Origin of the sequence: Streptomyces sp. R28 (genome assembly GCF_041052385.1) — a bacterium.
Classification (GTDB): domain Bacteria; phylum Actinomycetota; class Actinomycetes; order Streptomycetales; family Streptomycetaceae; genus Streptomyces.
Genome location: NZ_CP163439.1, coordinates 9,230,898 through 9,255,898, shown reverse-complemented (window position 1 = coordinate 9,255,898; position 25,001 = coordinate 9,230,898). Strand labels below are relative to the sequence as shown.

The window sequence follows — 25,001 nt, the reverse complement described above, 5'->3', positions numbered from 1 at the left end:
TCAGTTCCAGATGCCGGTGATGTCGGAGGCGGAGGCGGCGTTGCCCGCGTGGGTGCTCAGACCGGCCAGGTCCTCCAGGGTGCGCAGCACGTTGTAGTGGTTGTAGGTGGTGGAGCTGGAGCTGCCGGGTGTGACGTGCTGTCCGTAGAAGAGGGTGGGGATGCGGTTCCCGGACAGCTTGTTGTCCTCGTCGAAGGTGACGGCGAGGATGCTGTTGTGGGTCTTGGCCCAGGTGGCGTAGGCGCCCAGGTTGTTCTTGATCCAGGTGTCGCCGGTGGAGACCGAGCAGTCGTGCATGTCGCTGCACAGGTTCGGCACGACGAAGGACACCTTGGGCAAGGTCGTGTAGTCGGTCGGGAACTGCGCCATGGTCATCGCGGTGTTGGTCGGCACGTTGGAGAAGCCGAACCACGGGTTGTGCTTCTGCGCGTAGTTGCCGCTGCTGCAGGTCGTCGAACCCTGGCTGGGCAGCGACTCGTTGTAGCTCTTCCAGCTCTTGCCGGCGGCGATCAGCTCGGAGGCGAGGTTGGGCTTGTTGATGGACCCGACGCCGACACAACTGTCGTCGGTGCGGCCCTGGTTGGAGCCCGAGAACAGCATGTAGTAGTTCGGCTCGCTGGGGTGGGTGAGGCCGTAGGACTGGGTGAGGTTGGCGCCACCCGCCTTGAGGGTGTTGTTGAGGTAGGGGGCGCTGGAGCTGCCGATCACCTGGGAGTAGGCGTGGTTCTCCATCACGACGACCACGACGTGGTCGGGGGTGGGGAGGGCGGCGGCCTGAGCGGTGGTGCCGGTCGCGGCCCACAGGCCGATCGAGGTGGCGGTGAGGGCGGCGGCTCCGGCGAGTGCGGAGCGGGAACGTCGGTTGCGCTGGGGTGCCTTGACGGCGGCCATGACTGTCCTCCGGACAGAAGTGACGGACGTTCGAGGGGGCGGCGCGGCAACATTAGGGGGCGCCGACCGGCGCTGGGTGAAGGCCGGGCGAACCGTGGACCCCACCGGGCAAAGATCACGCCAGGCACGGGTAACGCACAGCAAAAGTCAGCGCAGCTCCGCCCGGAACACCGCCGGCGTCACCTCCGTGTGCTGCTGAAAGTACTTGGAGAAGTTGGCGGCGTCGGGAAAGCCTACCGCCGCACCCACGCGCCCGATCGGCAGGTCGGTGTGGGCCAGGAGCCGCTTCGCCTCCAGGATCACGCGTCGGTCGATGAACCCCTTGGGCGTCTGACCGGTCGCGGCGCGGACCGCGCGGACGAGGGTGCGGCGGGAGTAACCGAGCTGGTCGGCGTAGGCGCTGACGCTGTGGTTGGTGGCGAAGCCCTTCTCCACCGCGTCCCGGAAGAGGGTGAAGGTCGTGTCGGTCTGCTCGCGCGCCGCTTGTGCCGAACTCGCGGCGAGGTGGGCCAGGCGCAGCAGGAACGCCGTCAGCGAGTGACGCAGGACCGCGGTGTGCAGGCTCAGGGGGAGGGTCGTGGTGTCCTCGTACTCGCGTCGGAGTTGGGCGAGGGACGAGCGCAGAGCGGTGAGCCTGTCTTCGTCGGGGTGGAGCAGGGGTGGGAGGTCGTAGCGGTAGAGGCCGGTGGCCTCCACCGTGGCGCGTGGCAGGAAGCCCGGCTGCATGGCCAGGACGATCCCCTGGTACTCGCTCGTCCGTGAGAAACGATGGACCTGTCCGGGGCGGATCCACAGCAGGTCGCCCGCGCCCGCCTCGTACTCCGTGAAGTCGATCATATGGCGCACGGGTCCGCGGCTGAAGAGCATCACGACGTGGAAGTCGATGCGGTGCACGCGCTCCAGCGGCGCCTCGTCGGCGTGCCAGGTGTGGTCGGCGCCGCCCATGGGGCCGATCTGCATGCCGACGCCGCCGACGCTCAGCTCGACGGGGAAGGGAAACGTTCTGATCCCTCCGTCGCCTCCGCCGCCGCCTTCGCCCCTTGTATCCGCCATGTCCGTCTCGTGCCGCCTCAGTTGCGCGCCGCCCCTGCTCAGCCGTGCGCTGTTTCGGCGGCGGTGTCCCACTTTCACCACAGCCTGACACACGCCGACCTTCCCTCGTAAAAGTCTGACTTTTACTTTTGAACGCGTTGGACCAGCCACTTCGCTCCGATCGAGGACTTTTTGAAGATGAGCACGCAGACACCGGACAGCTTCGAATGGACCGAACTCGACCGGCGTGCCGTCGACACGGCCCGCCTCCTGGCGGCCGATGCCGTCCAGAAGGTCGGGAACGGCCACCCCGGCACCGCGATGAGCCTCGCGCCGGCCGCCTACACGATCTTTCAGAAGGTGATGCGGCACGACCCGGCCGACCCCGAGTGGACCGGCCGTGACCGCTTCGTCCTCTCCCCCGGCCACACCTCGCTGACCCTCTACACCCAGTTGTTCCTCGCCGGGTACGAGCTGGAGCTCGACGACCTCAAGGCCTTCCGGACGCACGGTTCGAAGACGCCGGGCCACCCCGAGTACGGGCACACGGCAGGCGTCGAGACGACGACCGGCCCGCTGGGTCAGGGCGTCGCCAACGCGGTCGGCATGGCGATGGCCGCCCGCTACGAGCGCGGCCTGTTCGATCCCGAGGCGTCCGAGGGCGAGTCCCCGTTCGACCACACCATCTGGGCGATCGTCTCCGACGGCGACCTCCAGGAGGGCGTCTCCGCCGAGGCATCCTCCCTCGCGGGCCACCAGAAGCTCGGCAACCTGGTCTTCCTCTACGACGACAACCACATCTCCATCGAGGGCGACACCGCGACCGCCTTCTCCGAGGACGTGCTGGGGCGGTACGAGGCGTACGGCTGGCACGTGCAGCGGATCGAGCCCGCGCTCGGCGGCGACATCGACGTCCACGCGCTGTACGCGGCGCTCAAGGCGGCGCAGGCCGAGACCGAGCGCCCCTCGATCATCGCGATGCGCACGATCATCGCCTGGCCGGCCCCCAACGCCCAGAACACCGAGGCGTCCCACGGCTCCGCCCTCGGCACCGACGAGATCGCCGCCACCAAGCGCATCCTCGGCTTCGACCCCGAGCAGTCCTTCGAGGTCACCGACGAGGTCCTGGCCCACACCCGGCGCGCCCTCGACCGGGGTGCCGAGGCGCACGCCGCCTGGGACAAGCGGCTCGACAAGTGGCGCGGCGCCGACGCGGAGCGCGCCCGGCTGTTCGACCGGATCGTCGCCGGGCAGCTGCCCGAGGGCTGGCAGGACGCCCTGCCCGTCTTCGAGGAGGGCAAGTCGGTCGCCACCCGCGCCGCCTCCGGCAAGGTCCTCCAGGCGCTCGGCGCCGTCGTCCCCGAGCTGTGGGGCGGCTCTGCCGACCTGGCCGGCTCCAACAACACCACCATCGACAAGACGAGTTCGTTCCTGCCGAAGGGCAACCCGCTGCCGGAGGCCGACCCGTACGGCCGCACCATCCACTTCGGTATCCGCGAGTTCTCGATGGCCGCGGAGATGAACGGCATCGCCCTGCACGGCAACACCCGTGTCTACGGCGGCACGTTCCTGGTGTTCTCCGACTACATGCGCAACGCGGTCCGCATGTCCGCGCTGATGCAGCTGCCGGTGACGTACGTCTGGACGCACGACTCCGTCGGCCTCGGCGAGGACGGCCCGACCCACCAGCCGGTCGAGCACCTGGCCTCGCTGCGCGCGATCCCGGGTCTGAACATCGTCCGCCCCGCCGACGCCAACGAGACCGCGGTCGCCTGGGCCGAGATCCTCAAGCGGCACTCCACCAACCCGGCCCCGCACGGCCTCGCGCTCACCCGCCAGGGTGTGCCGACACTGCCGGTCAACCAGGATGCGGCGAAGGGCGGTTACGTCCTTGAGGAGTCCTCCACGCAAGAGCCCGAGGTGATCCTCATCGCCACCGGCTCCGAGGTCCAGCTCGCCGTCGCCGCGCGGGAGCGGTTGGAGGCCGACGGGATCGGTACCCGTGTCGTGTCGATGCCGTCCGTGGAGTGGTTCGAGGAGCAGCCGCGCGAGTACCGCGAGAGCGTCCTGCCGCCGGCCGTGAAGGCGCGGGTCGCGGTCGAGGCCGGGATCGGTCTGACCTGGTACCGGTTCGTCAAAGACGCGGGACGCATCGTCTCCTTGGAGCACTTCGGTGCCTCCGCCGACGCCAAGACCCTGTTCGCCGAGTACGGCTTCACCGTCGAGAACGTCGCCGCCGCAGCCCGCGAATCCGTCGCCGCCGCCCGCGGTTGATCCGAACGCCAGAAAGAAGATGATCACAGTGAGCACCGAAGCAACCGCGACCGCGGGGACCGCGGGCACCCTTGAGCGCCTCTCCGACGAGGGCGTCTCGATCTGGCTGGACGACCTGTCGCGCAAGCGGATCGAGTCGGGCAACCTCGCCGAACTGATCGCGAACAAGAACGTCGTCGGCGTCACCACCAACCCGTCCATCTTCCAGGCCGCCATCGGCTCCGGCGAGGGCTACGAGGAGCAGCTCGCCGACCTCGCGGTGCGGGGCGTCACGGTCGACGAGGCCGTGCGCATGATGACCACCGCCGACGTCCGCGCCGCCGCCGACATCCTGCGGCCCGTGTACGACGCCACCGACGGCCGGGACGGCCGGGTCTCCATCGAGGTCGACCCGCGGCTCGCCCACCACACGGCGGCCACGATCGCCGAGGCCAGGCAGCTGGCCTGGCTGGTCGACCGCCCCAACGTGATGATCAAGATCCCGGCGACCGAGGCCGGCCTGCCCGCCATCACCGAGGTCATCGCCCAGGGCATCAGCGTCAACGTCACGCTGATCTTCTCCCTGGAGCGCTACCGCGAGGTCATGGACGCCTACCTGGCCGGCCTGGAGAAGGCCGCCGCCAAGGGCCTGGACCTCTCCACCATCCACTCCGTGGCCTCCTTCTTCGTCTCCCGCGTCGACAGCGAGATCGACAAGCGGCTGACGGCGATCGGCACGGACGAGGCCCTCGCGCTCAAGGGCAGGGCCGCCCTCGCCAACGCCCGTCTCGCCTACGAGGCCTACGAGGAGCTCTTCGAGGGCGACCGCTGGAGCGCCCTCACCGGCGCCAAGGCCAACAGGCAGCGCCCGCTGTGGGCGTCGACCGGCGTGAAGGACCCGGCGTACAAGTCCACCCTGTACGTGGACGAGCTGGTCGCGCCGGGCACCGTCAACACGATGCCCGAGGCCACCCTCGACGCCACCGCCGACCGCGGCGAGATCACCGGCGACACGGTGACCGGCGGCTACGCGCAGGCCCGCGCCGACCTGGCCGCCGTCGAAGCGCTGGGGATCTCGTACGACGAGGTCGTCACCCAGTTGGAGGACGAGGGCGTCGCCAAGTTCGAGGTGGCGTGGCAGGACCTGTTGGACGCCGTCGAGAAGTCCCTCGGCAGCAAGGGAGCTGACGCAGAATGATTTCCGACTGGGACAACCCCCTGCGCGACGCGCGCGACCGCCGGCTGCCCCGGATCGCGGGCCCGTCCGGGCTCGTCATCTTCGGTGTCACCGGCGACCTGTCCCGCAAGAAGCTGATGCCGGCCGTGTACGACCTCGCCAACCGCGGGATGCTGCCGCCGGGCTTCTCCCTCGTCGGGTTCGCCCGCCGGGACTGGGAGGACCAGGACTTCGCGCAGGTCGTGCACGACTCGGTGCGCGAGCACGCCCGCACCGAGTTCCGCGAGGAGGTCTGGCAGCAGCTCGCCGAGGGCATGCGGTTCATCCCGGGTGCCTTCGACGACGACGAGGCGTTCAAGCAGCTGCGCCAGACGGTCGACGAGCTGGACGCGGCGCGCGGTACGAGCGGCAACTACGCCTTCTACCTCTCCGTACCGCCGAAGTTCTTCCCCGAGGTCGTGCGGCAGCTGAAGAAGCACGGCCTGGCGGACGCCCCCGAGGAATCCTGGCGGCGGGCGGTCATCGAGAAGCCGTTCGGCCGCGACCTCGCGAGCGCCCGTGAGCTGAACGAGATCGTGCACGGCGTGTTCGACCCGGAGCAGGTCTTCCGGATCGACCACTACCTGGGCAAGGAGACCGTCCAGAACATCCTGGCGCTGCGGTTCGCGAACCAGATGTTCGAGCCGATCTGGAACCGGTCGTATGTCGACCATGTGCAGATCACGATGGCCGAGGACATCGGCATCGGCGGCCGGGCGGGCTACTACGACGGCATCGGCTCGGCCCGTGACGTCATCCAGAACCACCTGCTCCAGCTGATGGCGCTGACCGCCATGGAGGAGCCGGCCGCCTTCGACGCCGCCTCGCTGCTCACCGAGAAGCTCAAGGTGCTCAAGGCGGTGAAGCTGCCGGAGGACCTGGGCGAGCACACCGTGCGCGGGCAGTACGCGGCGAGCTGGCAGGGCGGCGAGCAGGTCGTCGGGTACCTCCAGGAGGACGGTATCGACGCGCGATCGAAGACCGACACGTACGCCGCGATCAAGCTGAACGTCGACAACCGGCGCTGGGCGGGCGTGCCGTTCTATCTGCGCACCGGCAAGCGGCTCGGGCGGCGGGTCACCGAGATCGCGGTGGTCTTCCAGCGGGCGCCGCACTCCCCCTTCGACTCCACCGCCACCGAGGAACTCGGCCAGAACGCGATCGTCATCCGGGTCCAGCCGGACGAGGGCGTGACGGTGCGGTTCGGCTCCAAGGTGCCGGGCACCTCGATGGAGATCCGGGACGTGACGATGGACTTCGCCTACGGCGAGTCGTTCACGGAGTCCAGCCCGGAGGCGTACGAGCGGCTCATTCTGGATGTCCTCCTCGGGGACGCCAATTTGTTCCCCCGTCACCAGGAAGTGGAAGAGTCCTGGAAGATCCTCGACCCGATCGAGGAGTACTGGGACACCCACGGCAAGCCGGCGCAGTACGCGTCCGGCAGCTGGGGACCCGAGGAAGCCGACGAGATGCTCGCACGAGACGGACGGAGCTGGCGCAGGCCATGAAGATCGACCTGACCGACACCACGGCAAGCAAGATCAACAAGGCGCTGGTGCAGGGCCGCCGCGCGATCGGCACGCCGGCCGTGGGCATGGTCCTGACGATGGTGATCGTCACGGACGAGGAGAACGCGTACGACTCGATCAAGGCGGCCGAGGAGGCGTCGCACGAGCACCCCGCCCGCACCCTGGTCGTCATCAAGCGGCACGCCCGCACCCCGCGCGACCGCACCCGCTCGCACCTGGACGCGGAGGTCCGGGTGGGCGCCGACGCCGGCACCGGCGAGACGGTCGTGCTGCGCATGTACGGCGAGGTGTCCGAGCACGCCGACTCGGTGGTGCTGCCGCTGCTGCTGCCGGACGCGCCGGTCGTCGTGTGGTGGCCGGTGGAAGCGCCGGAGAACCCCGCCAAGGACCCGCTGGGCGCGCTGGCGCAGCGCCGGATCACCGATCTGTACACCACCGAGACCCCGCTCGCGGACCTGGAGCTGCGCGCCCGCTCCTACGCGCCCGGCGACACCGACCTCGCCTGGACCCGGCTCACCCCGTGGCGCTCGATGCTCGCCGCGGCCCTGGACCAGGCCCGGGTGCCGATCATCTCGGCGACCGTGGAGGCCGAGGCCGACAACCCGGCCGCCGAGCTGCTGGCCCGCTGGCTGGAGGCCCGCCTGCACGTCACCGCCGAGCGGGTCGTCACCGCCGGACCGGTCGTCACCGGTGTGCGGCTCGGCACCGAGAACGGCGAGATCGTCATCGACCGTCCCGAGGGCCCGCTCGCCACGCTGACCCTGCCGGACCAGCCGTCGCGCACCCTCGCGCTGAAGGTCCGCACCACCTCCGAACTCATCGCCGAGGAACTCAGGCGCCTCGACGCGGACGAGATGTACGCCATCGCCCTGCGGGGCGAGGCCACCAAGGAGACCCCCGACCATGTCTGACCCCCTGTCCGACTCCCCCCGGCTCACCCGGCGCCCCGAGTGGGTGGCCCTGGAGGACCACCGCGCGGACACGCTGCAGCGCCCGCGGCTGCGTGAGCTGTTCGCGGCCGATCCCTCGCGCGCGCAGCGGTACGTCGTGCGCGTCGGCGACCTGCGCATCGACTACTCCAAGCACTTGGTCAACGACGAGACGCTCGCCCTGCTGCAGGAGCTGGCCACCGCCACCGACGTGTTCGGGCTGCGGGACGCGATGTTCCGGGGCGAGAAGATCAACGTCACCGAGGACCGGGCGGTGCTGCACAGCGCCCTGCGCGCCCCGGCCGACGCGGTGATCGAGGTCGACGGCGAGAACGTCGTCCCCGAGGTGCACGCGGTGCTCGAGAAGATGAGCGCGTTCGCGGACCGCGTCCGCTCCGGCGAGTGGACCGGCCACACGGGCCGCCGTATCCGCAATGTCGTCAACATCGGCATCGGCGGCTCCGATCTCGGTCCCGCCATGGCGTACGAGGCTCTTCGCCCGTTCACGGCACGGGAGTTGACGTTCCGGTTCGTCTCCAACGTCGACGGCGCCGACCTCCACGAGGCGGTCCGGGACCTGGACCCGGCGGAGACCTTGTTCATCGTGGCGTCCAAGACGTTCACCACGATCGAGACGATCACCAACGCCACCTCGGCCCGTTCCTGGCTGCTGGCCGGGCTCGGCGGCGAGGACAAGGCGGTCGCCAAGCACTTCGTGGCCCTGTCGACCAACGCCGAGAAGGTGACGGACTTCGGCATCGACCCGGACAACATGTTCGAGTTCTGGGACTGGGTCGGCGGCCGCTACTCCTACGACTCGGCGATCGGCCTGTCCTTGATGATCGCCATCGGCCCGGACCGCTTCCGGGAGATGCTCGACGGCTTCCGCGTCGTCGACGAGCACTTCAAGAGCGCGCCGGCCGAGGCCAACGCCCCGCTGATCATGGGCCTGTTGGGCATCTGGTACGGCAATTTCTTCGGCGCCGAGTCCCATGCGGTGCTGCCGTACTCGCACTACCTGTCGAAGTTCACGGCGTATCTCCAGCAGCTCGACATGGAGTCCAACGGCAAGTCCGTCGACCGTGACGGCCATGTCGTGGGCTGGGAGACCGGTCCGGTGGTGTGGGGCACGCCCGGCACCAACGGGCAGCACGCCTACTACCAGTTGATCCACCAGGGCACCCGGCTCATCCCGGCCGACCTGATCGGTTTCGCCCGTCCGGTCGCCGAGCTGAGTGACGAACTCAAGGCACAGCACGACCTGTTGATGGCGAACCTCTTCGCCCAGGGGCAGGCGCTCGCCTTCGGCAAGACCGCGGACGAGGTGCGCGCGGAGGGTGTCGCGGAGCACCAGGTCGCCCACCGCACCTTCCAGGGCAACCACCCCACGACCACGATCCTCGCCCCCGAGCTGACCCCGTCGGTCCTCGGCCAGTTGGTCGCCCTCTACGAGCACAAGGTGTTCGTCCAGGGCGCCGTCTGGAACATCGACTCCTTCGACCAGTGGGGCGTCGAGCTGGGCAAGGTCCTCGCCAAGCGGGTCGAACCCGCGCTGACCGACGGCGCGGACGTCCCCGGTCTCGATGCCTCCACCGCCGCTCTCGTGGCCGCCTACCGTGAACTCAAGGAAGTGAACTGATATGCAGCTCGGTCTCATCGGTCTCGGCAAGATGGGCGGCAACATGCGCGAGCGGATCCGCCTCGCCGGCCACACCGTCATCGGCTACGACCGCAATCCCGAGGTCTCCGACGTCGAGAGCCTCGAAGAGCTGGTCCGCCAGCTCGACGCGCCGCGCACCGTCTGGGTGATGGTCCCGGCCGGCACCGCCACCCAGACGGTCATCGACGAACTCAAGGACCTGCTGTCCCCGGGCGACACGGTGGTCGACGGCGGCAACTCCCGCTGGACGGACGACGAGAAGCACGCCGCCGAACTCGGCATCAAGGGCATCGGCTTCGTCGACGCGGGCGTCTCGGGCGGCGTGTGGGGCCTGCAGAACGGCTACGCGCTGATGGTCGGCGGCGACAAGGAGCACGTGGAGCGCCTGCAGCCGATCTTCGAGGCGCTCAAGCCGGAAGGGCCGTACGGCTACGTCCACGCCGGCCGCGTCGGTGCGGGGCACTTCTCGAAGATGGTCCACAACGGCATCGAGTACGCCATGATGCAGGCCTACGCCGAGGGCTGGGAGCTGCTGGAGAAGGTCAACTCGGTGGACAACGTCCGCGAGGTCTTCCGGTCCTGGCAGGAGGGCACGGTCATCCGTTCCTGGCTGCTGGACCTCGCGGTGAACGCCCTCGACGAGGACGAGCACCTGGGCAAGCTGCGCGGTTACGCGGAGGACTCCGGTGAGGGCCGGTGGACCGTCGAGGCGGCCATCGACAACGCCGTACCGCTGCCCGCGATCACGGCCTCGCTCTTCGCGCGGTTCGCGTCCCGCCAGGACGACTCCCCGCAGATGAAGATGATCGCGGCGCTGCGCAACCAGTTCGGCGGCCACGCCGTCGAGTCGAAGTAGCCGACCGTGGGGGATCTCCTGCTGGTCCGCCACGGTGAGACGGAGTGGAGCAGGTCGGGACAGCACACCAGCTGGACCGACCTGCCCCTCACCCGGGCCGGTGAGGAACAGGCCAAGTCCCTCGCCCCGCTCCTCACCGGCCGGGCCTTCGCCCTGGCGCTCACCAGCCCGCTGAGCCGCGCCGTGCGCACCGCCGAACTGGCGGGCGTGAGCGGGGCCGCACCGGAACCGGACCTGCACGAGTGGGACTACGGCGGCTACGAGGGCATCACCACCGTCGACATCCACCGCTCCCGCCCCGACTGGTACCTGTGGACCGACGGGGTGCCGCCCGGCCCGGACGGTCACCCCGGCGAGTCACCGGCCGAGGTGGGGGCGCGTGCCGACCGGGTGCTCGCCCGGGTGGACGTGGCGCTGCTCGCCGGCGACGTGGTCCTCGTGGCGCACGGCCACTTCCTGCGCGTCGTGACGGCTCGCCGGCTGGGTCTGGCACCGGCGGACGGGCGGTTGTTCCAGCTGGCGACGGGCACGGTGAGCCGCCTGTCCACGGAGCACGGCCGCCCGGTGATCGCAGAGTGGAACACCAGGCCGTAGGGCCGAAGAGGAAGGGCTGCCCATCTGACCATGGGCAGCCCTGAGTTGACAGGTTCGGCGGCCGGCGTCAGAGTCCCGGCTGATGGAGATCAACGATCTGACGCCGGCCGAACTGCGGGTGTGGCAGGCCTTCGCCACGGGCACCGAGGTGGACTTCCGTGAGGGGACCGAACCGGAAGGGGCACCCGAACGAACCCTTCGTGCCGGGGTGTTGCGGACACTGCTGCTCAACGGCCCCAGGGAGCCCGGGGAGATCGCGGCTCTCAAGGTCAGAGGCGCGCGCGTCACCGGTCCGCTGGACCTGAGGTATGCGACGGTCGACAGCGTCATCCACCTCACCCACTGCCGCTTCGAGCACGCGCCGGACTTCGTCGGCGCCCAGCTGCGCTACGTCAGCCTGCGGGATTCCGAGCTGCCCGGCCTCTCGGTGACGCGCGCCCGGATCGACGGCAGCCTGCGGCTGACACGCTGCCGCTTCGACGGGGCCGTCCGTGTCGACGGCGCGCAGATCGCGGGCGCGCTCTTCCTCGATCAGGCGGAGATCACCGTCGCCGACACCGCGCAGCCCGCCCTCCAGCTCAACCAGGTGTCCGTCGACGACGACCTGTGCGCGCATCACCTGCGCGCGCGGGGCCGGGTCCGGCTGGACGGCGCCACCGTGGCGGGCTCGCTCGACCTGGAGGACGCGGAGCTGCACAACCCCGGCGGCAACGTCATCGACGCGGAGGCCCTCGAAGTGGGCGCCAACGTGCTCGGCCGACGGCTGCGCGCCCAGGGCCGCATCGACCTGCGCGGCGCCCGCATACCCGGGCGGTTCGACCTGTTGTACAGCCGGCTGTCCAACCCGGGCGGCACCGCGATGCGGGCGAGCAGCTGTGTCATCGGCGAGGTGTGGCTGCGCAAGGGCCCGCCGGTCGAGGGCATGCTCAACCTGCGCCGCTCGCAGATAGAACACCTCAACCTGGAGCCGGAGATGCTGCCGGACCAGGTCCGTCTCCTCGACCTCACCTACATCTCCCTGACCCCGCACGTGCCGCCGGAGCGCCGGCTGCCCATGCTGGAGCGGGACGAGGACACGTTCGACCCACACGGATACGAGCAGTTGACCGCCGCGTACCGCCGCACCGGCGACGACCACGCCGCCCGCCTCGTCCAGCTCGCCAAGCAGCGCCGCCACCGCACCACCCTGCCCTGGTACGGCCGCCTGTGGGGCCACGTCCAGGACGCCACCGTCGGCTACGGCTTCCGGCCGATGCGTGCCCTGGCCTGGCTGCTGTCCCTGCTCGCCGTCGGCTCGGTCGCCTTCGCGGTGCACGCGCCCCCGCCGCTGAAGGCGGACGAGGCACCGCACTTCAACCCGTTCTTCTACACCCTCGACCTGCTGCTGCCGGTGATCTCCTTCGGACAGGAACCGGCGTTCGCCCCGGAGGGCGGGCAGCAGTGGCTGTCGTACGTCCTCGTTCTCACCGGCTGGATCCTCGCCACCACGGTCATCGCCGGCGTGACCCGCACCGTCAGTCGCCAGTAGGCCGGTTCACCGGCCGGGCCGCAGAACGTGCTGGGCGGCAAGCCGCACCGGTGCGTTCTGGGCGCCGTACCCCCGGTAGCCGTCCCGCTGTACGAGCTCGAAGAAGACGCGGCCGACCGTCACCGTGTAGCAGTGCCGGAACTCGCCGCAGGCGTCACGGTCGTAGAGGATGCCCAGCTCGCGATACGTCTCCAGCTCGCCGTCCGCGAACTCGTACCGCGCGCCCAGGTCGTCGTAGTAGTTGGCGGGGATCGGCAGCAGGCGACCGCCCGCCTCCCGGTAGCGCCGGGCCGCGGCGACCACGTCGTCCGTGGCCAGCGCGATGTGCTGGGCGTGCACGGTGCCGTCGGTCGGCGCCGGCCCGACGCTCAGGGCGATACGGACGCTGCCGTCGGGGTTGGTGACGGCGCGGCTGCGCATCAGGCCGTAGGGGTCGGCGACGTCGACGCTCTCCTGGGCGTGCAGGCCGAGGACGCTGCGGTGGAAGAGGGTCGCCTCGTCGAAGTGGTGCCAGGGCTGGGTGAGGGCGAGATGGTCGATGCGGTGCACGCCCTGCGCCCCTGCCTCGTGCTCGACGTCCGTGAAGTCGGCCCGCCAGTTGGGCAGTTCGGGACGGTCCGTGGCGCAGAAGAAGAGTTCCGTGCCGTCGGGGGCCGCGACCGCGTCCAGTGGGGCGTCCTGCGGGGCACGGCGGCGGGGCAGGACGGGGGCGAGAAGGGCCTCGGCGCGGCGGGCGGCGCCGGCCGGGTCCGGTGACTCCAGGCCGATGGCGGCGAGTCCGGTGCCGTCGCGGCGGGCCGAGCCCCCGGTGTTCACCAGGACGCGGGCCCCGCCCAGCTCCCAGAGGTCGACCGGTTTGCTGCGGTGCCGTGCGGTGCGGGCGAAGCCCAGGGCGCCGAGTACGGCCGAGACCGGTGCGGCGTCGGGCGTGACCAGCTCGGCGAAGGCGACGCCGGTGGGGACGACGGGGACGGGCGGGGTGGCCAGGCCGACCGTCTCCTGGAGGACCAGCAGCGAACGGTGGGCGTCCACGGCCGTCGGGCCGGCCTCGGCCTGGCGGAAGACGTCGTTGAAGACCTCCAGGGAGAGGGGGCCGTCGTATCCCGTGTGCAGGACGTGGCGTACCAGTCCGGCGACGTCGAAGCCGCCCTGTCCGGGGAAGCAGCGGTAGTGCCGGCTCCACTGCAGGACGTCCATCGCGAGCAGCGGGGCGTCCGCCAGCTGGAGGAAGAAGATCTTCTCGCCGGGGATGTCCTCGATGCCCTTGGGGTCGGAGCCTCGGGAGAGGATGTGGAAGCTGTCCAGGCAGGTGCCGAGCGCCGGGTGGCCGGCCGTCTCGACGATGCGCCAGGCGTGGTCGTACGTGCTGACGTGCCGTCCCCAGGCGAGCGCCTCGTAGGCGACGCGGATGCCGAAGTCCTGGGCCAGCTCCGCGAGTTGGGACAGGTGCTCGGCGGCGAGCGCGTCGTCGTCCACCGCCAGGGGGTGGACGCTGGAGCAGACGAGGACGGTGTCGGCGCCGAGCCGCCCCATCAGCTCGAACTTGTGCCGGGCGCGGCGCAGATTGCGGGCGAACTCCCCTGCGGGCACCGCCTCGATGTCCCGCATCGGCTGATAGAGGTCGACGGTGAGGCCGAGGTCGGCGCAGCGGCCGCGGATCTCCTCGGGGGTGAGCGGGCTGGCCAGCAGGTCGTTCTCGAAGATCTCCACACCGTCGAAGCCGGCCCGGGAGGCGGCCGTGAGCTTCTCGGTGAGGGATCCGCTGAGGGAGACGGTGGCGATGGACGTACGCATGCCGGTACCTCTTCCTACTTCTTCCTGCCTGTCCTACCTCGGGCTTCGTACCGGACCCGCCAGTTCGGCGATGTCCGCGAGCATCCGCGCGCTGTCGGGCTCGCGCCCGGTGAACAGGCGGAACGCGTCCACCGCCTGGAAGACCGCCATGCCGCCGCCGTCGAGGGTGGCGCAGCCCAGGGCACGGGCGGTGCGGAGCAGCTCCGTCTCCAGCGGGCGGTAGACGACCTCGGCGACCCACAGCCCCGGGTGGAGCAGCTCAGCCGGGAGGGGCAGGCCGGGGTGGGCGGCCATGCCGGTGGGGGTGGCGTGCACGAGGCCGTCGGCGTGGCCCATGAGCGTGGGGAGCGCGTCGAGAGCGGCGCCCACCGCGCGGTCGGCGCCGAAGTGCCGGTTCAGGGAGGCGGCTAGATCGGCGGCCCGGTCGGCCAGCGCGTCGACCACGGTGACCCGCTCGGCGCCGAGCGTCAGCATGGCGTGCGCGACGGCCGCCCCCGCGCCTCCGGCGCCCAGCTGCACGACCCGCTCCAGCGGCACGTCGGGCAGCCCGCGTGCGAAGGAGGCGGCGAAGCCGGTGACGTCCGTGTTGTGGCCGACGGCCCGGCCGTCCTCGAAGACGACGGTGTTGACCGCGCCCAGCGCCTCGGCCTGCGGGGCGAGCGCGTCCAGGTGCCCGATGACGAGCTGCTTGCACGGGTGCGTGATGTTGAGCCCGTCGAAGCCCAGGTCACGGGCGGACCGCACCAGGTCGCCCACCGCCTGCGGCGGGACGCCGAGCGTGTCGATGTCGATGAGCCGGTACAGATAGCGCAGACCCTGCCGGTCGGCCTCCCGCTCGTGCAGAGCCGGGCTGAGCGACGGGCCGATGCCGGAGCCGATCAGCCCGACGAGATACGAGTCCTTGGCGTCCTTGGCCACCGGGTGGACCTCCTGAGCGGCTCACTAATGTACGAACTGGTGAGTTAGTCATAGCAGGAGGCGCGGGCACTTGGGAAGACCTGACCCCGCACGCGAGGTGAGGGGCTTCTACAATCACCGGCACGCGAGCAAGCCACCGGGGGCACGCTCGCCCCTCGCCGAAGGAACCCGATGACCAGCGTCGACGAACCGGCACGACCCAACGGACGGATCCGTGACGCCGCCCGCACCCAGGCCGAGATCCTGGACGTGGCGACGCAGGAGTTCGCCCGGGTCGGCTTCGCCGGCGCCCGTGTCGACGACATCGCCGCCCGCACCCGCACCACGAAGCGGATGATCTACTACTACTTCGGCGGCAAGGAGCAGCTGTTCACGGCCGTGCTGGAGCGCGCGTACGGCGTGATCCGGGAGGCCGAGCAGCAGCTCGACGTCGAGCACCTGGACCCGGTCGCGGCCATTCGCCGGCTGGCCGAGCTGACCTTCGACCACCACGAGCAGCACCCCGACTTCATCCGCCTGGTCAGCATCGAGAACATCCACGGGGCCGAGCACATCGCCGCCTCCGAGAAGCTCGGCAAGATCGGCTCACCGGCGTTGGACGTGATCCGCCGGATCCTGGAGTCGGGGCGGCAGTCCGGCCTGTTCACGGCCGAGGTCGACGCCGTCGACCTGCACGCGATGATCAGCTCCTTCTGCTTCTTCCGGGTCTCCAACCGGCACACCTTCGGCGTCCTGTTCGGCCGCGACCTGGTGGATCCGACCCAGCGCGAGCACTACCGCGCGATGCTCGGCGACATGGTGATCGCCTACCTGACCGCGGAGCGCGCGGCGGACTGAAGTCGTACGGCATCACCCCTTGACACCCGGGAAACGTGGGCGCAACATCCGTAGCCACCGCTACTAACTATCCAGTGGGTTAATTAGCCGGGATCCGGCACTTCCCCCCTTCCCTCGTTCCCGCTCACTCCGCCTATGTTGGAGTCCCCTCGAAGGAGCACGCCGTGTCCGTCCTCGTCCCCCATGCCCCGCCAGGGCAGCCCAAGAAGGCCGCGACCGCCGCCTGGATCGGCAGCGCCCTGGAGTACTACGACTTCTTCATCTACGGCAGCGCCGCCGCGCTGATCTTCCCCGAGGTCTTCTTCGACGAGTCCGACCCGGCGACCGCCACCCTGCTGTCGCTGGCCACGTTCGGGGTGGCGTACGCCGCCCGGCCGATCGGCGCGCTGTTCCTCGGTCACTTCGGCGACCGGATGGGCCGTAAGAAGATCATGGTCTTCACGCTGATCCTGATGGGCGTGTCGACGTTCCTCATCGGCTGTCTGCCGACCCGCGACCAGGTCGGCACCCTCGCGCCCGTCCTGCTGGTGCTGTGCCGGGTGCTGCAGGGCATCTCGGCGGCGGGCGAGCAGGCCAGCGCCAACTCGATGACCCTGGAACACGCGCCACCACATCGGCGCGGCTTCTTCACCAGCTTCACGCTGAGCGGCACACAGGGCGGGCAGCTGCTGGCCACCCTGGTCTTCATCCCGATCGCCGCGCTGCCGGAGGAGCAGCTGCTGTCGTGGGGCTGGCGGGTGCCGTTCTGGATGAGCATCGCGGTCGCCGTCGTCGGATATGTCATCCGCCGCAAGCTGCAGGAGACGCCCGCCTTCGAGCAGCAGGCCGCGACCGAGGGCGTCGCCAAGATGCCGCTCGCGGTGCTGATGCGGGAGCATTGGGCGGATGTGCTGCGGGTGATCGCCGGTGCGCTGGTCGCCTCGGTCAGCACGATCTTCACGGTGTGGGCGCTGTCGTACGCCACGAGTGACGCGGTCGGGATGAGCAGGTCCTCGATGCTGTGGGTGGGCGCTCTCGCCAACCTGGTCGCGCTCGCCGCGATCCCGCTGTGGGCCACGCTGTCGGACCGCATCGGCCGCCGCCCGGTGTACCTGATCGGCGCGGCCGGCAGCGCGGTGATGATGTTCCTGTACCTGTGGTCGATCTCGACCGGCTCCTACCCGCTGACCCTGCTGCTGGGCATCGTCACCTTCGGTGTGGTCTACAGCGCCGCGAACGGTGTGTGGCCCTCGTTCTACGGCGAGATGTTCTCCACCCGGGTCCGCCTGTCCGGCATGGCCATCGGCACCCAGATCGGCTTCGCGGTCGCCGGGTTCGCGGTCACCTTCGCCGCGCAGATCGCCGGCCCGAACGGCGACGACTGGTCCTCGGTCGCCCTGTTCACGGCCGCCCTGTGCGTGCCTCCGGTCGTGGCCGTCCTCTCGGCCCGAGAGACCGCCAGGATCCCGACGGAGCAGCTCGGCGAGCGCACGGCCCGGGAGGCCGCGCAGCCGGAGTCGGTGACGGCCTGACCTTGCGCGAACCTCCGAGTCCCCGGACGCCGCGAAGGCTCCGGGGACTCGGGCGTCATCCCGCCACGAGCAGCTCCGTCCAGGTCTCGGCGACCCGCTCCAGGGAGAAGCCCTCCCGTACCTGGGTGCGGGCCAGGTCGGCGGCGGAGTGCCAGCCGTCCTCGCCGAGTGCGGCGATCGCCTCGGCCATCGCCTCGGGGCTGTCGTGAATCCACCGCCGGTCGTAGATCTCGTCCGCGCCGGGCCACGGCAGCAGCGACGGTACGGCGCCGGAGGCCATGCCCTCGGCGGGCGCGAGGTGGAAGCTCTCGTCGTCGCTGGTGGACAGCACATGCCCGACCCGCCGCAGCCAGCCCGCCACGTCCGGCCCGAACGTGTCGAAGACGACGGCTCCTTCCAGGAGCGGCGAGGTCTGCATACGGCGCAGTACGGCGTCGTAGTGCTCACGTTCCTCGGGCTTGTTCCAGATCCACCAGTACTCCCAGGGCGGCTTCGACTTGACCGACAGATGCCAGCGCCGGTCCCGGGCACGCAGCGCCTGAAGCACGTCGAGGCCGAGGTCGAGGCGTTTACGGCTGGGCGCGATGCCGATCATGCCGAGGCGGTGGTGGGCACCCGGTGCCTTCGGGCGGTCGAGCTGGTCGGTGTCCACCCAGTTGGGGACCACCACGACCTTCGAGGCGGGCCAGCCGGTGTGCTCGCGGGTGCGCCGGGCGTAGTACGGGCTGACGCACACCACCCGGTCGACGGCGTCGATGTCGACCTGGCCGGGCCAATCGGCGTCCAGCTCGAAGCGGTGCAGCCGTACGACGAGCCGGCTGCCGCGCCGCTTGTGGCGGCTGTACCAGACGGCGGCCGGGCCGCACCACTCGACGACCACCACGTCCGCCCAGTCGGCGAGTTCACGGCTCGCGTCCGGGTCGTGGCGGGACAGCGCAGGCCAGGCGTCGACCCGTATCTCCAGTCCGGGCAGCGAGCGGAAGTGGTCGAGGAGTCGGGTGAGGAACTTCAGGTCGTGCCCGGCGACGCCTACGCGCAGGGGTCGGCTGCGGGCCGTCACTCCGGCGGGTGCGGCGGGGAAGGCGCGGTCGAGGTGGGCGCGCCAGCGGGCGGCCACTCCGTCCAGGGTGTGGTGCCGGGCTGCCTCGCGGCAGCGGTCGGCCGCGAGGCGCCTGGCCTGCGGCTCGCGGACGGCTCGGGCGACGGCTTCGGCGGCGTCGTCGAGTCCGGCGCGTCCGGGCACGAACAGCGGGTAGTCGGTGCCGAGCAGCGCCTCGTGCGCCGGTGTGCGGTTGAGCACCACGGGCAGGCCCAGAGCACCGAACTCCAGGACTTTGGTGGACAGTTCGAGGCTGGAGTCGAGCACCGGGTCGCGCCAGCCGAGGCCCACGTCGCAGTCCGCGGCGATGCGCATGGCCTCCTCGCGCGGCTGTCCGCCGTGGTGGTGGACACCGGGCGCGCCGGCCAGCGCCCGCGCCATGTCGGCCTGGAAGGAGGGGTGGGACGCATCGTCGTGAATCTTGTCGCCGACGGTGTGCAGTTCGGCGGGGACGCCTCGCTCGGCGAGCAGCTCCGGCAGCCGGGTCATGGGCAGGGTGTTCCACCTGGGTGCGAACTTGCCGGTGTAGACGAGACGCAGCGGATCGTGGGGGGCGTCCCGGTCCGGCAGCGGGAAGCCCGGCTCGGGCACGGCGGGCGGGCTGAGCACGCACTTGCCGCAGGCCTCGGGCACCCAGGTCTCCAGGAAGCAGCGCAACTCCTCGGTCTGGCACAAGAGTCGCTGCGAGGCCTCGGCGATGAGGGCGAGTTCCGCACGGGCCGCCTCGGTCATCTCGGCGGCGGACTGCGGGATGTCGGTGAGATAGGCCCAGATCCGCCCGTCGAACCGGCCGTCGGCCACGATCCGCGTCACCAGCCGCCGGCCGCGCAGCACCAGCAGGTCGCAGGGGTCGTCCGCGTCGAGCCGGGTGAGCACCTGTGCGGCCTGCACCGGCGACATGGGCCGGTCGGCGAGGCCCGGCAGCAGCCGCTCCTCGTGCGGACGCACCAGGGTGACCCCGGGCAGCTCGGCCAGCGGATCGGTCAACCGGCCCGTTCGGACAGGGGACTTCAGGACGAGCCGACTCTCGCAGCCCGCCCGGGACAGGGCCTGCATCGTCGACTGCGCCCACACGGCGGAGCCGTCGATGAGGTTGAGGTCCACGTCGCCGTAGACGAGCGCCCGCAGCGTACGGCTCATGACGGCTCCTTCCCGCGCACGGCGAACAGACGGTGTCCCTGACCGGCCCAACTTCCAGGCGCCGTACCGGACATGTGCAGCGACCGGCGCACCAGCAGCGGTCGCAGCGACGGCACGAAGACGTAGTCGTCGGCGGCCGGCGTGTGGCCCACCGCGTCGGCGCCGGAGTACTCCTGGGCGCACATCAGATCGAGCAGCAGGGTGTCCGGCCGGTCCTCGGTGAGGTCCGTCCAGTCGGCGACCCAGGGCGCCACGGGCTGCCCTCGGCGTACGGCCACTCCGGCGGCGGTGAGTTCGTCGAGCCCCGCCGGATCGGGCACGACGACCTCGACCGGGCGGTGCAGCTGGCCGAGCACCTGCCCGACGAGCCGGGCGACCTCGGTGCGGTCCCGGGGCGCGGCCAGCACGGCGACGCGCCGCTCGTCCAGTGGATCCGGGGCCCCTGCCAGGCGCGCCAGCCGGGAGAGCCGTACCCGAGTGCTGTCCGCCCGGAACACCTCGCGCAGCCGCTCCCGGCCCTCCGCGACCGGGTCCAGCCGGCCGAGCCGTACGCCGGTGTCCGCGTCGAGGACGGCATCCCAGGCGAGCCGGGCGAGCCCCGGCGCGACGGCCGGGGGAACGTCCCGCCACAGCACGGCCGACCGACCCGACACCCTGGTCTCGGCGAGCAGTTCGGCGAGGGTGCGGTCCAGGTCGGGGGCGAGCCCGGTGCCGGTGAGCGACCAGGGACCGTCCCCCGTGCAGGCACTCAGCTGCACGACGAGCACGTCCGGGTCGGTGCGTTGCACGAGCAGCCGCCCGTCGTGCGGCAGCAGCCGGTTCACGACCACGTCCGCCGCGAAGTCCTCGGCGGTGGCGGGGGTGAACACACCGGCGACGACGAGCCGGTCGCGTGGTGCCACGGTCAGGGCGCGATGGGCGAGGTGAAAACGGCCGTCCATGGGTGTGTCCGGCTCGGCCCGGTCCTTCGGCGTGCTCCCGGACGCCGGCCCGGCCGCGCGCCGCCGCCCGCGCCACAGTCCATACAGCTCCCCCGGCAGCCTGACCGCGCCCCGCTTCGGCGAGCGGGCGGCCGTCACCAGCGCCTTTCCCACGCGCAGCGAGGTCGAGCCCTCCAGCATGGCCACGCGCGCCTGCAGCACGTCGACCCGGTTCCGGGCGGCCCGCAGCGCGGCGGCGAGCTGGTCCTTCTCCCGCACGGCGGCGGCGAGCCGCTCGGCGAGCCCGTCCTGCCCGGCGGTGTCCCGGGTGCGTTCCGCCTCCTCGACGGTCCGTTCCAGGTCCAGCACCCGGGCGCGCAGGGACCGGGAGGCCAGGTCGGCGAAGACGTACTCGTCGGCGATCCGCAGCGCCGTGACGTGGCCGTCGGCGGGCACGGGCCGGCCGAAGAAGTCGTGCGGCGCGAGGAGCTCGTCGGTGCGCGCGACGACCGCGCCCGCGTGCAGATGGACGTAGTCGAGGGGCGCCGCGCGCAGGACCTGGCAGCGGTGGGCCACGAGATGGTCGAGAAGCCGGTGGTAAGGGAGCTCGGATACGCGGTGCCCGAGCACGATCAGCCCGCGTGCCCCGGGCCGCAGGCGTGCCAGTACGGCGCGACAGGCGTCCTCACTCCCGTGCAGCTCAGTGTCAGGTCCGTACGAGAGGAGAGCCAACTCCCCTTCCGCAACGGGCCGTTCGTCGTCGCGGCGCAGCGTGACGCCCGGCGGCAGGTGCAGGTAGGGCTCCAGGTTCAGGCCGCCGCGGGTCGCGTCCACCACTGTCGTGACGCCGTCCAGGTGCGGATGGAGCAGGTCGGTCAGGCGCATCAGCGGGTCCTCGTGAAGACGTGGAAGCCGACCCGGTTCTCCCGGAAGCCGTACGGCCTGGAGAGGGTGTGCCGCAGGCCGAGCGGCTCGAGTTCGGCGCGGTAGGCGGCGATCGGGCGGTGCACGATGCGGGCGCCGTGGGGCGTGTGCTCGGCGGTGGCCTCGTCGGCGACGATGTCGGTGGCGATCAGGCGGCCGGTTACGCGGATGAGGGAGGCCATGTTGCGCAGACCGGCCGCCCACGCCTGGTCGTCCGGTACATGGAACAGGACGTCCACGCAGACCACGATGTCGTACGGCCACGGACTGCGCCACTCGTCGAGCGCGGCGACGGCGTACCGCGGGCCGCCGGCCTCGGCGCGGGCGTGGTCGACGGCGGGCGGGCTGATGTCGAAGGCGTCGACCCGATGGCCGCAGCGGGCCAGGGCGCGGGCGAAGTACCCCTTGCCGCAGCCGGCGTCGAGCACGAACAGCGGGGCCGCGGGGCTGGACAGGTCGCCGATGAGGGAGAGCAGTGTGCCGAGCCGCTGGGCGTAGAAGATCTCGTTGCCCGGACGGTCGAGCCCGATGTGCCCGCCGGAGGCGAGCTCGTCGTGGTCGTTGTGGCGGGCGTCCCAGTACGTCCGCGTGACGTCAGCCATGACGCTCCAGCCACCCGGTGATCACGCGGGCGATCCGGCCGCCCGCCCGGCCGTCCCACAGGGGCGGCCCCTCCGCGGACGGCGCTCCCCCGCCGTCCAGGAGCTTGCGCAGCGCCGGCACCAACTCCCCGTGCGTGACGAGCCGGTTGGTGCCGTGGGTGACCGTGACGGGGCGTTCGGTCGAGGTGCGCAGGGTCAGGCACGGCACGCCCAGGACGGTCGTCTCCTCCTGTACGCCGCCCGAGTCGGTGATCACCGCTGCGGCGCCGCGCACCAGGCTCATGAACTCGACGTAGCCGAGCGGGTCGAGGAGGTGGACGCCCGATGCGTCGGCGAGGCCCGCCGCGCTCAGCGCCGCCCGGCCGCGCGGGTGCAGCGGTACGGCCAGGTCGAGATGGCGGGCGGCCTCGGCCAGGACACGGGCGGCGGCCGCGGCGGCCTGCGGGTCGTCCACGTTGGCGGGCCGGTGCAGCGTGACGACGCCGTACCGCTCGGGCAGCCGGTGGGCCGCGCGGGCGGCCGCCGGGTCGAAATGCTCCAGATGGGTGAGCAGGGTGTCGATCATCGGGTTGCCGACGAAGTGCACCCGCTCGGCGGCGATCCCCTCGCGGGCGAGGTGGCCGACGGCCTCGGGGCTGGTGACGAACAACAGCTGCGCCAACTGGTCGACCAGACGCCGGTTGGCCTCCTCCGGCATCGTCATGTCGAAGCTGCGCAGCCCGGCCTCGACATGGGCCACCGGGACGCCCCCTCGGGCGGCGACGAGCGCGGCGGCCAGCGTCGAGTTCACGTCGCCGTAGACCGTGACCAGGGCGGGTGCGCGGGCGGTCAGCTCGGCCTCCAGGGCCACCAGCAGGTCGGCGATCTGCCGGGCGTGGCTGCCCGAGCCGACGCCGAGGTCGGTGTCGGGTTCGGGCAGGCCGAGTTGCCGGAAGAAGATGTCCGACATCCGCTCGTCGTAGTGCTGCCCGGTGTGGACGAGCACCTGGTCGCAGCCCGCCGCACCGAGGGCGGCGACGACCGGTGCCGCCTTGACGAAGTTGGGCCGGGTGCCGACCACATGGAGTACGCAGCCGTTCATCGGGCCTCTCCCTTTGATTGCTCGGTCGCCTACGGGCGCTTTCAGCCGGTGTCGAGACGGCGATCGTGCTCGGCGCTTCGCGCCTCCGCGCGTTCGCGCGTTCGCCGTCTCGACACCGGCGCGCCCTTCGGCTCCCTCGCGGCCGTTGTCGTTGGGACAGTGGGCGTTGGTGGGCGCTCGCCGTCGGCGGGCCCTCGTCGTCGGCTGGACCTAACTTGGCGATATGTACCGAAATGTTCCACTCGCCCTCAGTCTGGCTGCCTCGGTGGCCGTTGGCGAACTGCGTCAGGACCCGCTGCGGGCCGCCCTGCTCGCCGCACGTCTGCTGCCGGAGGGTGCCCGGCGCGGGTTGCGGCCGTTCGAGCGGCGGCTCGCCGCACGCGCCCGCACCGCGGGGCCGGTCGCGACGCCCTCCGCCGCCCGGGTGCCCGCGCCACCCGGCCGTCGATTTCACCCCGTACCGGGCCGGGTGCTCCACCTGGTCACCAACGGGCTGCCGTTCCGGCACGCCGGCTACACCGTGCGCACCCAGAAGCTCGCCGAAGCCCAGCTGGCGGCCGGGCTGGAGCCTCATGTCGTGACCCGGATCGGCTTCCCCGTGACGCAGGGGGTGCTGGACGCCCGCCCGTCGCAGCGCGTGGGCGGCGTGCCGCAGCACCGGCTGCTGCCGCTCCGGCTGCCGTACGGGCAGGCGGCCGCGCTGGCGCGTAATGCCGAACTGGCCGCCGGGCTGGTGGAGCGGTTGCGGCCCGCCGTACTGCATGCCGCGTCCGACCACGGCAACGGGCGTGTGGCGCTCGCCCTGCGGGAGACCTTCGGGCTGCCGGTGGTCTACGAGGTGCGGGGGTTCCTGGAGGAGACGTGGCTGACGCAGGCGCCGGGCCGCGGCCGGGACGACGAGACGTACCGGGCGCGGCGCGCCCTGGAGACGTTCTGCATGCGCGAGGCCGACGTGGTGCTGACGCTGGGTGAGGCGATGAAGGCCGAGATCGTGGGCCGTGGAGTACCCGAGGAGCGGGTCCTGATCGTGCCCAACGCCGTGGACGACGACTTCCTGGCCCCCCTGCCGGACGGGGCGCCCGTGCGGGCCCGGCTCGGTATCGCGCCGGAGGAGTTCGTCGTGGGCACGGTCGGCAGTCTCACCCCGCACGAGGGGATCGGCACATTGCTCCATGCGGGTGAAGAGCTGATCCGGCGTGGAGTCCCGCTGCGGCTGGTGATCGTCGGCGACGGTCCGGAGCGCGCCGGGCTGGAGCGACTGGCCGCCCGGCTGGGCCTGGACGACGGGGTCGCCCTGTTCACCGGCCGCGTCCCGCACTCCCAAGTGCGCGACTTCCACGCCGTGTTGGACGTGTTCGCGGTACCCCGCACCGACGAGCGCGTGTGCCATCTGGTGACCCCCCTCAAGCCGGTCGAGGCGATGGCGAGCGGCGTCCCCGTCGCCGCCAGTGACGTCACCGCGCTGAGAGAACTGGTCGAACACGAGGTGAACGGGAGGCTAATCAAGCCTGAATCGCCATATTCCTGGGCTGATGAGCTGGAAATACTCCTTTACAGTCGAAATCGGCGTTCTGAGTGGGGAGCAGCCGCCCGCGCGATGGTCGCGCGTGACCGCACCTGGACGCGGGTCGCCGCCACAACCCGTGACGCGTACCGCGCCCTCGGATGCCTTGATGCGGGGTGAGTC

General features: G+C 71.2%; 19 protein-coding genes. 11 read left to right on the top strand and 8 right to left on the bottom strand.

Features of this window, described 5'->3' with window-relative positions:
- Together AB5J49_RS40620 and AB5J49_RS40615 are read right to left on the bottom strand one after the other, a co-directional pair.
- Complete coding sequence (locus tag AB5J49_RS40620; protein WP_369173889.1) at nucleotides 1-891, bottom strand: alkaline phosphatase family protein; 891 nt, start codon at nucleotides 889-891, stop codon at nucleotides 1-3.
- A gap of 147 nt (nucleotides 892-1,038) precedes the next feature.
- Complete coding sequence (locus AB5J49_RS40615) at nucleotides 1,039-1,944, bottom strand: AraC family transcriptional regulator (RefSeq protein WP_369173888.1); 906 nt, start codon at nucleotides 1,942-1,944, stop codon at nucleotides 1,039-1,041.
- Between the two features lie 177 nt (nucleotides 1,945-2,121).
- Here AB5J49_RS40615 and tkt point away from each other — a divergent pair, with 177 nt between their 5' ends.
- The 8 genes from tkt to AB5J49_RS40575 all read left to right on the top strand — a co-directional run bounded on the left by tkt (nucleotide 2,122) and on the right by AB5J49_RS40575 (nucleotide 12,488).
- On the top strand, nucleotides 2,122-4,197 hold the full coding sequence (gene tkt, locus AB5J49_RS40610; protein ID WP_369173887.1) for a transketolase: 2,076 nt from the start codon (nucleotides 2,122-2,124) through the stop codon (nucleotides 4,195-4,197).
- Between the two features lie 19 nt (nucleotides 4,198-4,216).
- Complete coding sequence (tal, locus tag AB5J49_RS40605; protein ID WP_369173886.1) at nucleotides 4,217-5,374, top strand: transaldolase; 1,158 nt, start codon at nucleotides 4,217-4,219, stop codon at nucleotides 5,372-5,374.
- Complete coding sequence (zwf, locus tag AB5J49_RS40600) at nucleotides 5,371-6,900, top strand: glucose-6-phosphate dehydrogenase (RefSeq protein ID WP_369173885.1); 1,530 nt, start codon at nucleotides 5,371-5,373, stop codon at nucleotides 6,898-6,900. The genes tal and zwf overlap by 4 nt, the downstream gene beginning before the upstream one ends.
- Nucleotides 6,897-7,832 carry a glucose-6-phosphate dehydrogenase assembly protein OpcA gene (opcA, locus tag AB5J49_RS40595; RefSeq protein WP_369173884.1) on the top strand — a complete coding sequence of 312 codons (936 nt, stop codon included), beginning with the start codon at nucleotides 6,897-6,899 and terminating at the stop codon, nucleotides 7,830-7,832. The genes zwf and opcA overlap by 4 nt, the downstream gene beginning before the upstream one ends.
- Before the next feature lie 4 nt (nucleotides 7,833-7,836).
- Nucleotides 7,837-9,489 (top strand): glucose-6-phosphate isomerase, encoded by a 1,653-nt coding sequence (gene pgi / locus AB5J49_RS40590; protein ID WP_369175421.1) that lies wholly within the window; start codon nucleotides 7,837-7,839, stop codon nucleotides 9,487-9,489.
- A 1-nt stretch (nucleotide 9,490) separates the two neighbouring features.
- Nucleotides 9,491-10,366: a phosphogluconate dehydrogenase (NAD(+)-dependent, decarboxylating) gene (gnd, locus tag AB5J49_RS40585; RefSeq protein WP_369173883.1), complete on the top strand. Its 876-nt coding sequence runs from the start codon at nucleotides 9,491-9,493 to the stop codon at nucleotides 10,364-10,366.
- A gap of 6 nt (nucleotides 10,367-10,372) precedes the next feature.
- The gene (locus AB5J49_RS40580) at nucleotides 10,373-10,960 is read left to right on the top strand and encodes a histidine phosphatase family protein (RefSeq protein WP_369173882.1); all 588 of its coding nucleotides are present in this window, start codon (nucleotides 10,373-10,375) and stop codon (nucleotides 10,958-10,960) included.
- An 82-nt stretch (nucleotides 10,961-11,042) separates the two neighbouring features.
- The gene (locus tag AB5J49_RS40575) at nucleotides 11,043-12,488 is read left to right on the top strand and encodes a pentapeptide repeat-containing protein (protein WP_369173881.1); all 1,446 of its coding nucleotides are present in this window, start codon (nucleotides 11,043-11,045) and stop codon (nucleotides 12,486-12,488) included.
- A 6-nt stretch (nucleotides 12,489-12,494) separates the two neighbouring features.
- On the opposite strand, the gene AB5J49_RS40570 is transcribed toward AB5J49_RS40575, so the two are convergent.
- A complete protein-coding gene (locus tag AB5J49_RS40570) occupies nucleotides 12,495-14,282 on the bottom strand; it encodes a bifunctional sugar phosphate isomerase/epimerase/4-hydroxyphenylpyruvate dioxygenase family protein (RefSeq protein ID WP_369173880.1) in 1,788 nt (595 codons plus the stop codon).
- Nucleotides 14,283-14,315: 33 nt separating this feature from the next.
- Nucleotides 14,316-15,200: a shikimate dehydrogenase gene (locus AB5J49_RS40565; protein ID WP_369173879.1), complete on the bottom strand. Its 885-nt coding sequence runs from the start codon at nucleotides 15,198-15,200 to the stop codon at nucleotides 14,316-14,318.
- 171 nt (nucleotides 15,201-15,371) lie between these two features.
- On the opposite strand from AB5J49_RS40565, the gene AB5J49_RS40560 reads away from it, so the two are divergent.
- Together AB5J49_RS40560 and AB5J49_RS40555 are read left to right on the top strand one after the other, a co-directional pair.
- Nucleotides 15,372-16,037: a TetR/AcrR family transcriptional regulator gene (locus AB5J49_RS40560; RefSeq protein ID WP_369173878.1), complete on the top strand. Its 666-nt coding sequence runs from the start codon at nucleotides 15,372-15,374 to the stop codon at nucleotides 16,035-16,037.
- A gap of 164 nt (nucleotides 16,038-16,201) precedes the next feature.
- Nucleotides 16,202-17,548: an MFS transporter gene (locus tag AB5J49_RS40555; RefSeq protein WP_369173877.1), complete on the top strand. Its 1,347-nt coding sequence runs from the start codon at nucleotides 16,202-16,204 to the stop codon at nucleotides 17,546-17,548.
- Nucleotides 17,549-17,603: 55 nt separating this feature from the next.
- On the opposite strand, the gene AB5J49_RS40550 is transcribed toward AB5J49_RS40555, so the two are convergent.
- The 4 genes from AB5J49_RS40550 to wecB are packed head-to-tail and all read right to left on the bottom strand — an operon-like array spanning nucleotide 17,604 to nucleotide 23,314.
- Nucleotides 17,604-19,787, bottom strand: a complete 2,184-nt coding sequence (locus tag AB5J49_RS40550) for a glycosyltransferase (RefSeq protein ID WP_369173876.1) — start codon at nucleotides 19,785-19,787, stop codon at nucleotides 17,604-17,606.
- Nucleotides 19,784-21,592, bottom strand: coding sequence for a hypothetical protein (locus AB5J49_RS40545; RefSeq protein ID WP_369173875.1), 1,809 nt, complete (start codon nucleotides 21,590-21,592; stop codon nucleotides 19,784-19,786). The genes AB5J49_RS40550 and AB5J49_RS40545 overlap by 4 nt, the downstream gene beginning before the upstream one ends.
- Entirely contained in the window at nucleotides 21,592-22,233 is a 642-nt protein-coding gene (locus AB5J49_RS40540; protein ID WP_369173874.1) for a class I SAM-dependent methyltransferase, read from the bottom strand. The genes AB5J49_RS40545 and AB5J49_RS40540 overlap by 1 nt, the downstream gene beginning before the upstream one ends.
- A complete protein-coding gene (gene wecB, locus AB5J49_RS40535; protein WP_369173873.1) occupies nucleotides 22,226-23,314 on the bottom strand; it encodes a non-hydrolyzing UDP-N-acetylglucosamine 2-epimerase in 1,089 nt (362 codons plus the stop codon). Before wecB ends, AB5J49_RS40540 begins: the two co-directional genes overlap by 8 nt.
- A gap of 265 nt (nucleotides 23,315-23,579) precedes the next feature.
- Between wecB and AB5J49_RS40530 the strand changes: the two genes are divergently transcribed.
- Nucleotides 23,580-24,998, top strand: a complete 1,419-nt coding sequence (locus AB5J49_RS40530) for a glycosyltransferase family 4 protein (protein ID WP_369173872.1) — start codon at nucleotides 23,580-23,582, stop codon at nucleotides 24,996-24,998.
- The last annotated feature ends 3 nt before the right edge of the window (nucleotides 24,999-25,001 follow it).

What these genes read in the sequence shown, in the direction of transcription:
- AB5J49_RS40575 (WP_369173881.1), top strand. Translation starts at nt 11,043, where the DNA reads ATGGAGATCAACGATCTGACGCCGGCCGAACTGCGGGTGTGGCAGGCC.
- AB5J49_RS40540 (WP_369173874.1), bottom strand. Translation starts at nt 22,233, where the DNA reads ATGGCTGACGTCACGCGGACGTACTGGGACGCCCGCCACAACGACCAC.
- AB5J49_RS40550 (WP_369173876.1), bottom strand. Translation starts at nt 19,787, where the DNA reads ATGAGCCGTACGCTGCGGGCGCTCGTCTACGGCGACGTGGACCTCAAC.
- zwf (WP_369173885.1), top strand. Translation starts at nt 5,371, where the DNA reads ATGATTTCCGACTGGGACAACCCCCTGCGCGACGCGCGCGACCGCCGG.
- AB5J49_RS40615 (WP_369173888.1), bottom strand. Translation starts at nt 1,944, where the DNA reads ATGGCGGATACAAGGGGCGAAGGCGGCGGCGGAGGCGACGGAGGGATC.
- AB5J49_RS40570 (WP_369173880.1), bottom strand. Translation starts at nt 14,282, where the DNA reads ATGCGTACGTCCATCGCCACCGTCTCCCTCAGCGGATCCCTCACCGAG.
- AB5J49_RS40560 (WP_369173878.1), top strand. Translation starts at nt 15,372, where the DNA reads ATGACCAGCGTCGACGAACCGGCACGACCCAACGGACGGATCCGTGAC.
- AB5J49_RS40545 (WP_369173875.1), bottom strand. Translation starts at nt 21,592, where the DNA reads ATGCGCCTGACCGACCTGCTCCATCCGCACCTGGACGGCGTCACGACA.
- AB5J49_RS40620 (WP_369173889.1), bottom strand. Translation starts at nt 891, where the DNA reads ATGGCCGCCGTCAAGGCACCCCAGCGCAACCGACGTTCCCGCTCCGCA.
- tkt (WP_369173887.1), top strand. Translation starts at nt 2,122, where the DNA reads ATGAGCACGCAGACACCGGACAGCTTCGAATGGACCGAACTCGACCGG.
- tal (WP_369173886.1), top strand. Translation starts at nt 4,217, where the DNA reads ATGATCACAGTGAGCACCGAAGCAACCGCGACCGCGGGGACCGCGGGC.
- gnd (WP_369173883.1), top strand. Translation starts at nt 9,491, where the DNA reads ATGCAGCTCGGTCTCATCGGTCTCGGCAAGATGGGCGGCAACATGCGC.
- wecB (WP_369173873.1), bottom strand. Translation starts at nt 23,314, where the DNA reads ATGAACGGCTGCGTACTCCATGTGGTCGGCACCCGGCCCAACTTCGTC.
- opcA (WP_369173884.1), top strand. Translation starts at nt 6,897, where the DNA reads ATGAAGATCGACCTGACCGACACCACGGCAAGCAAGATCAACAAGGCG.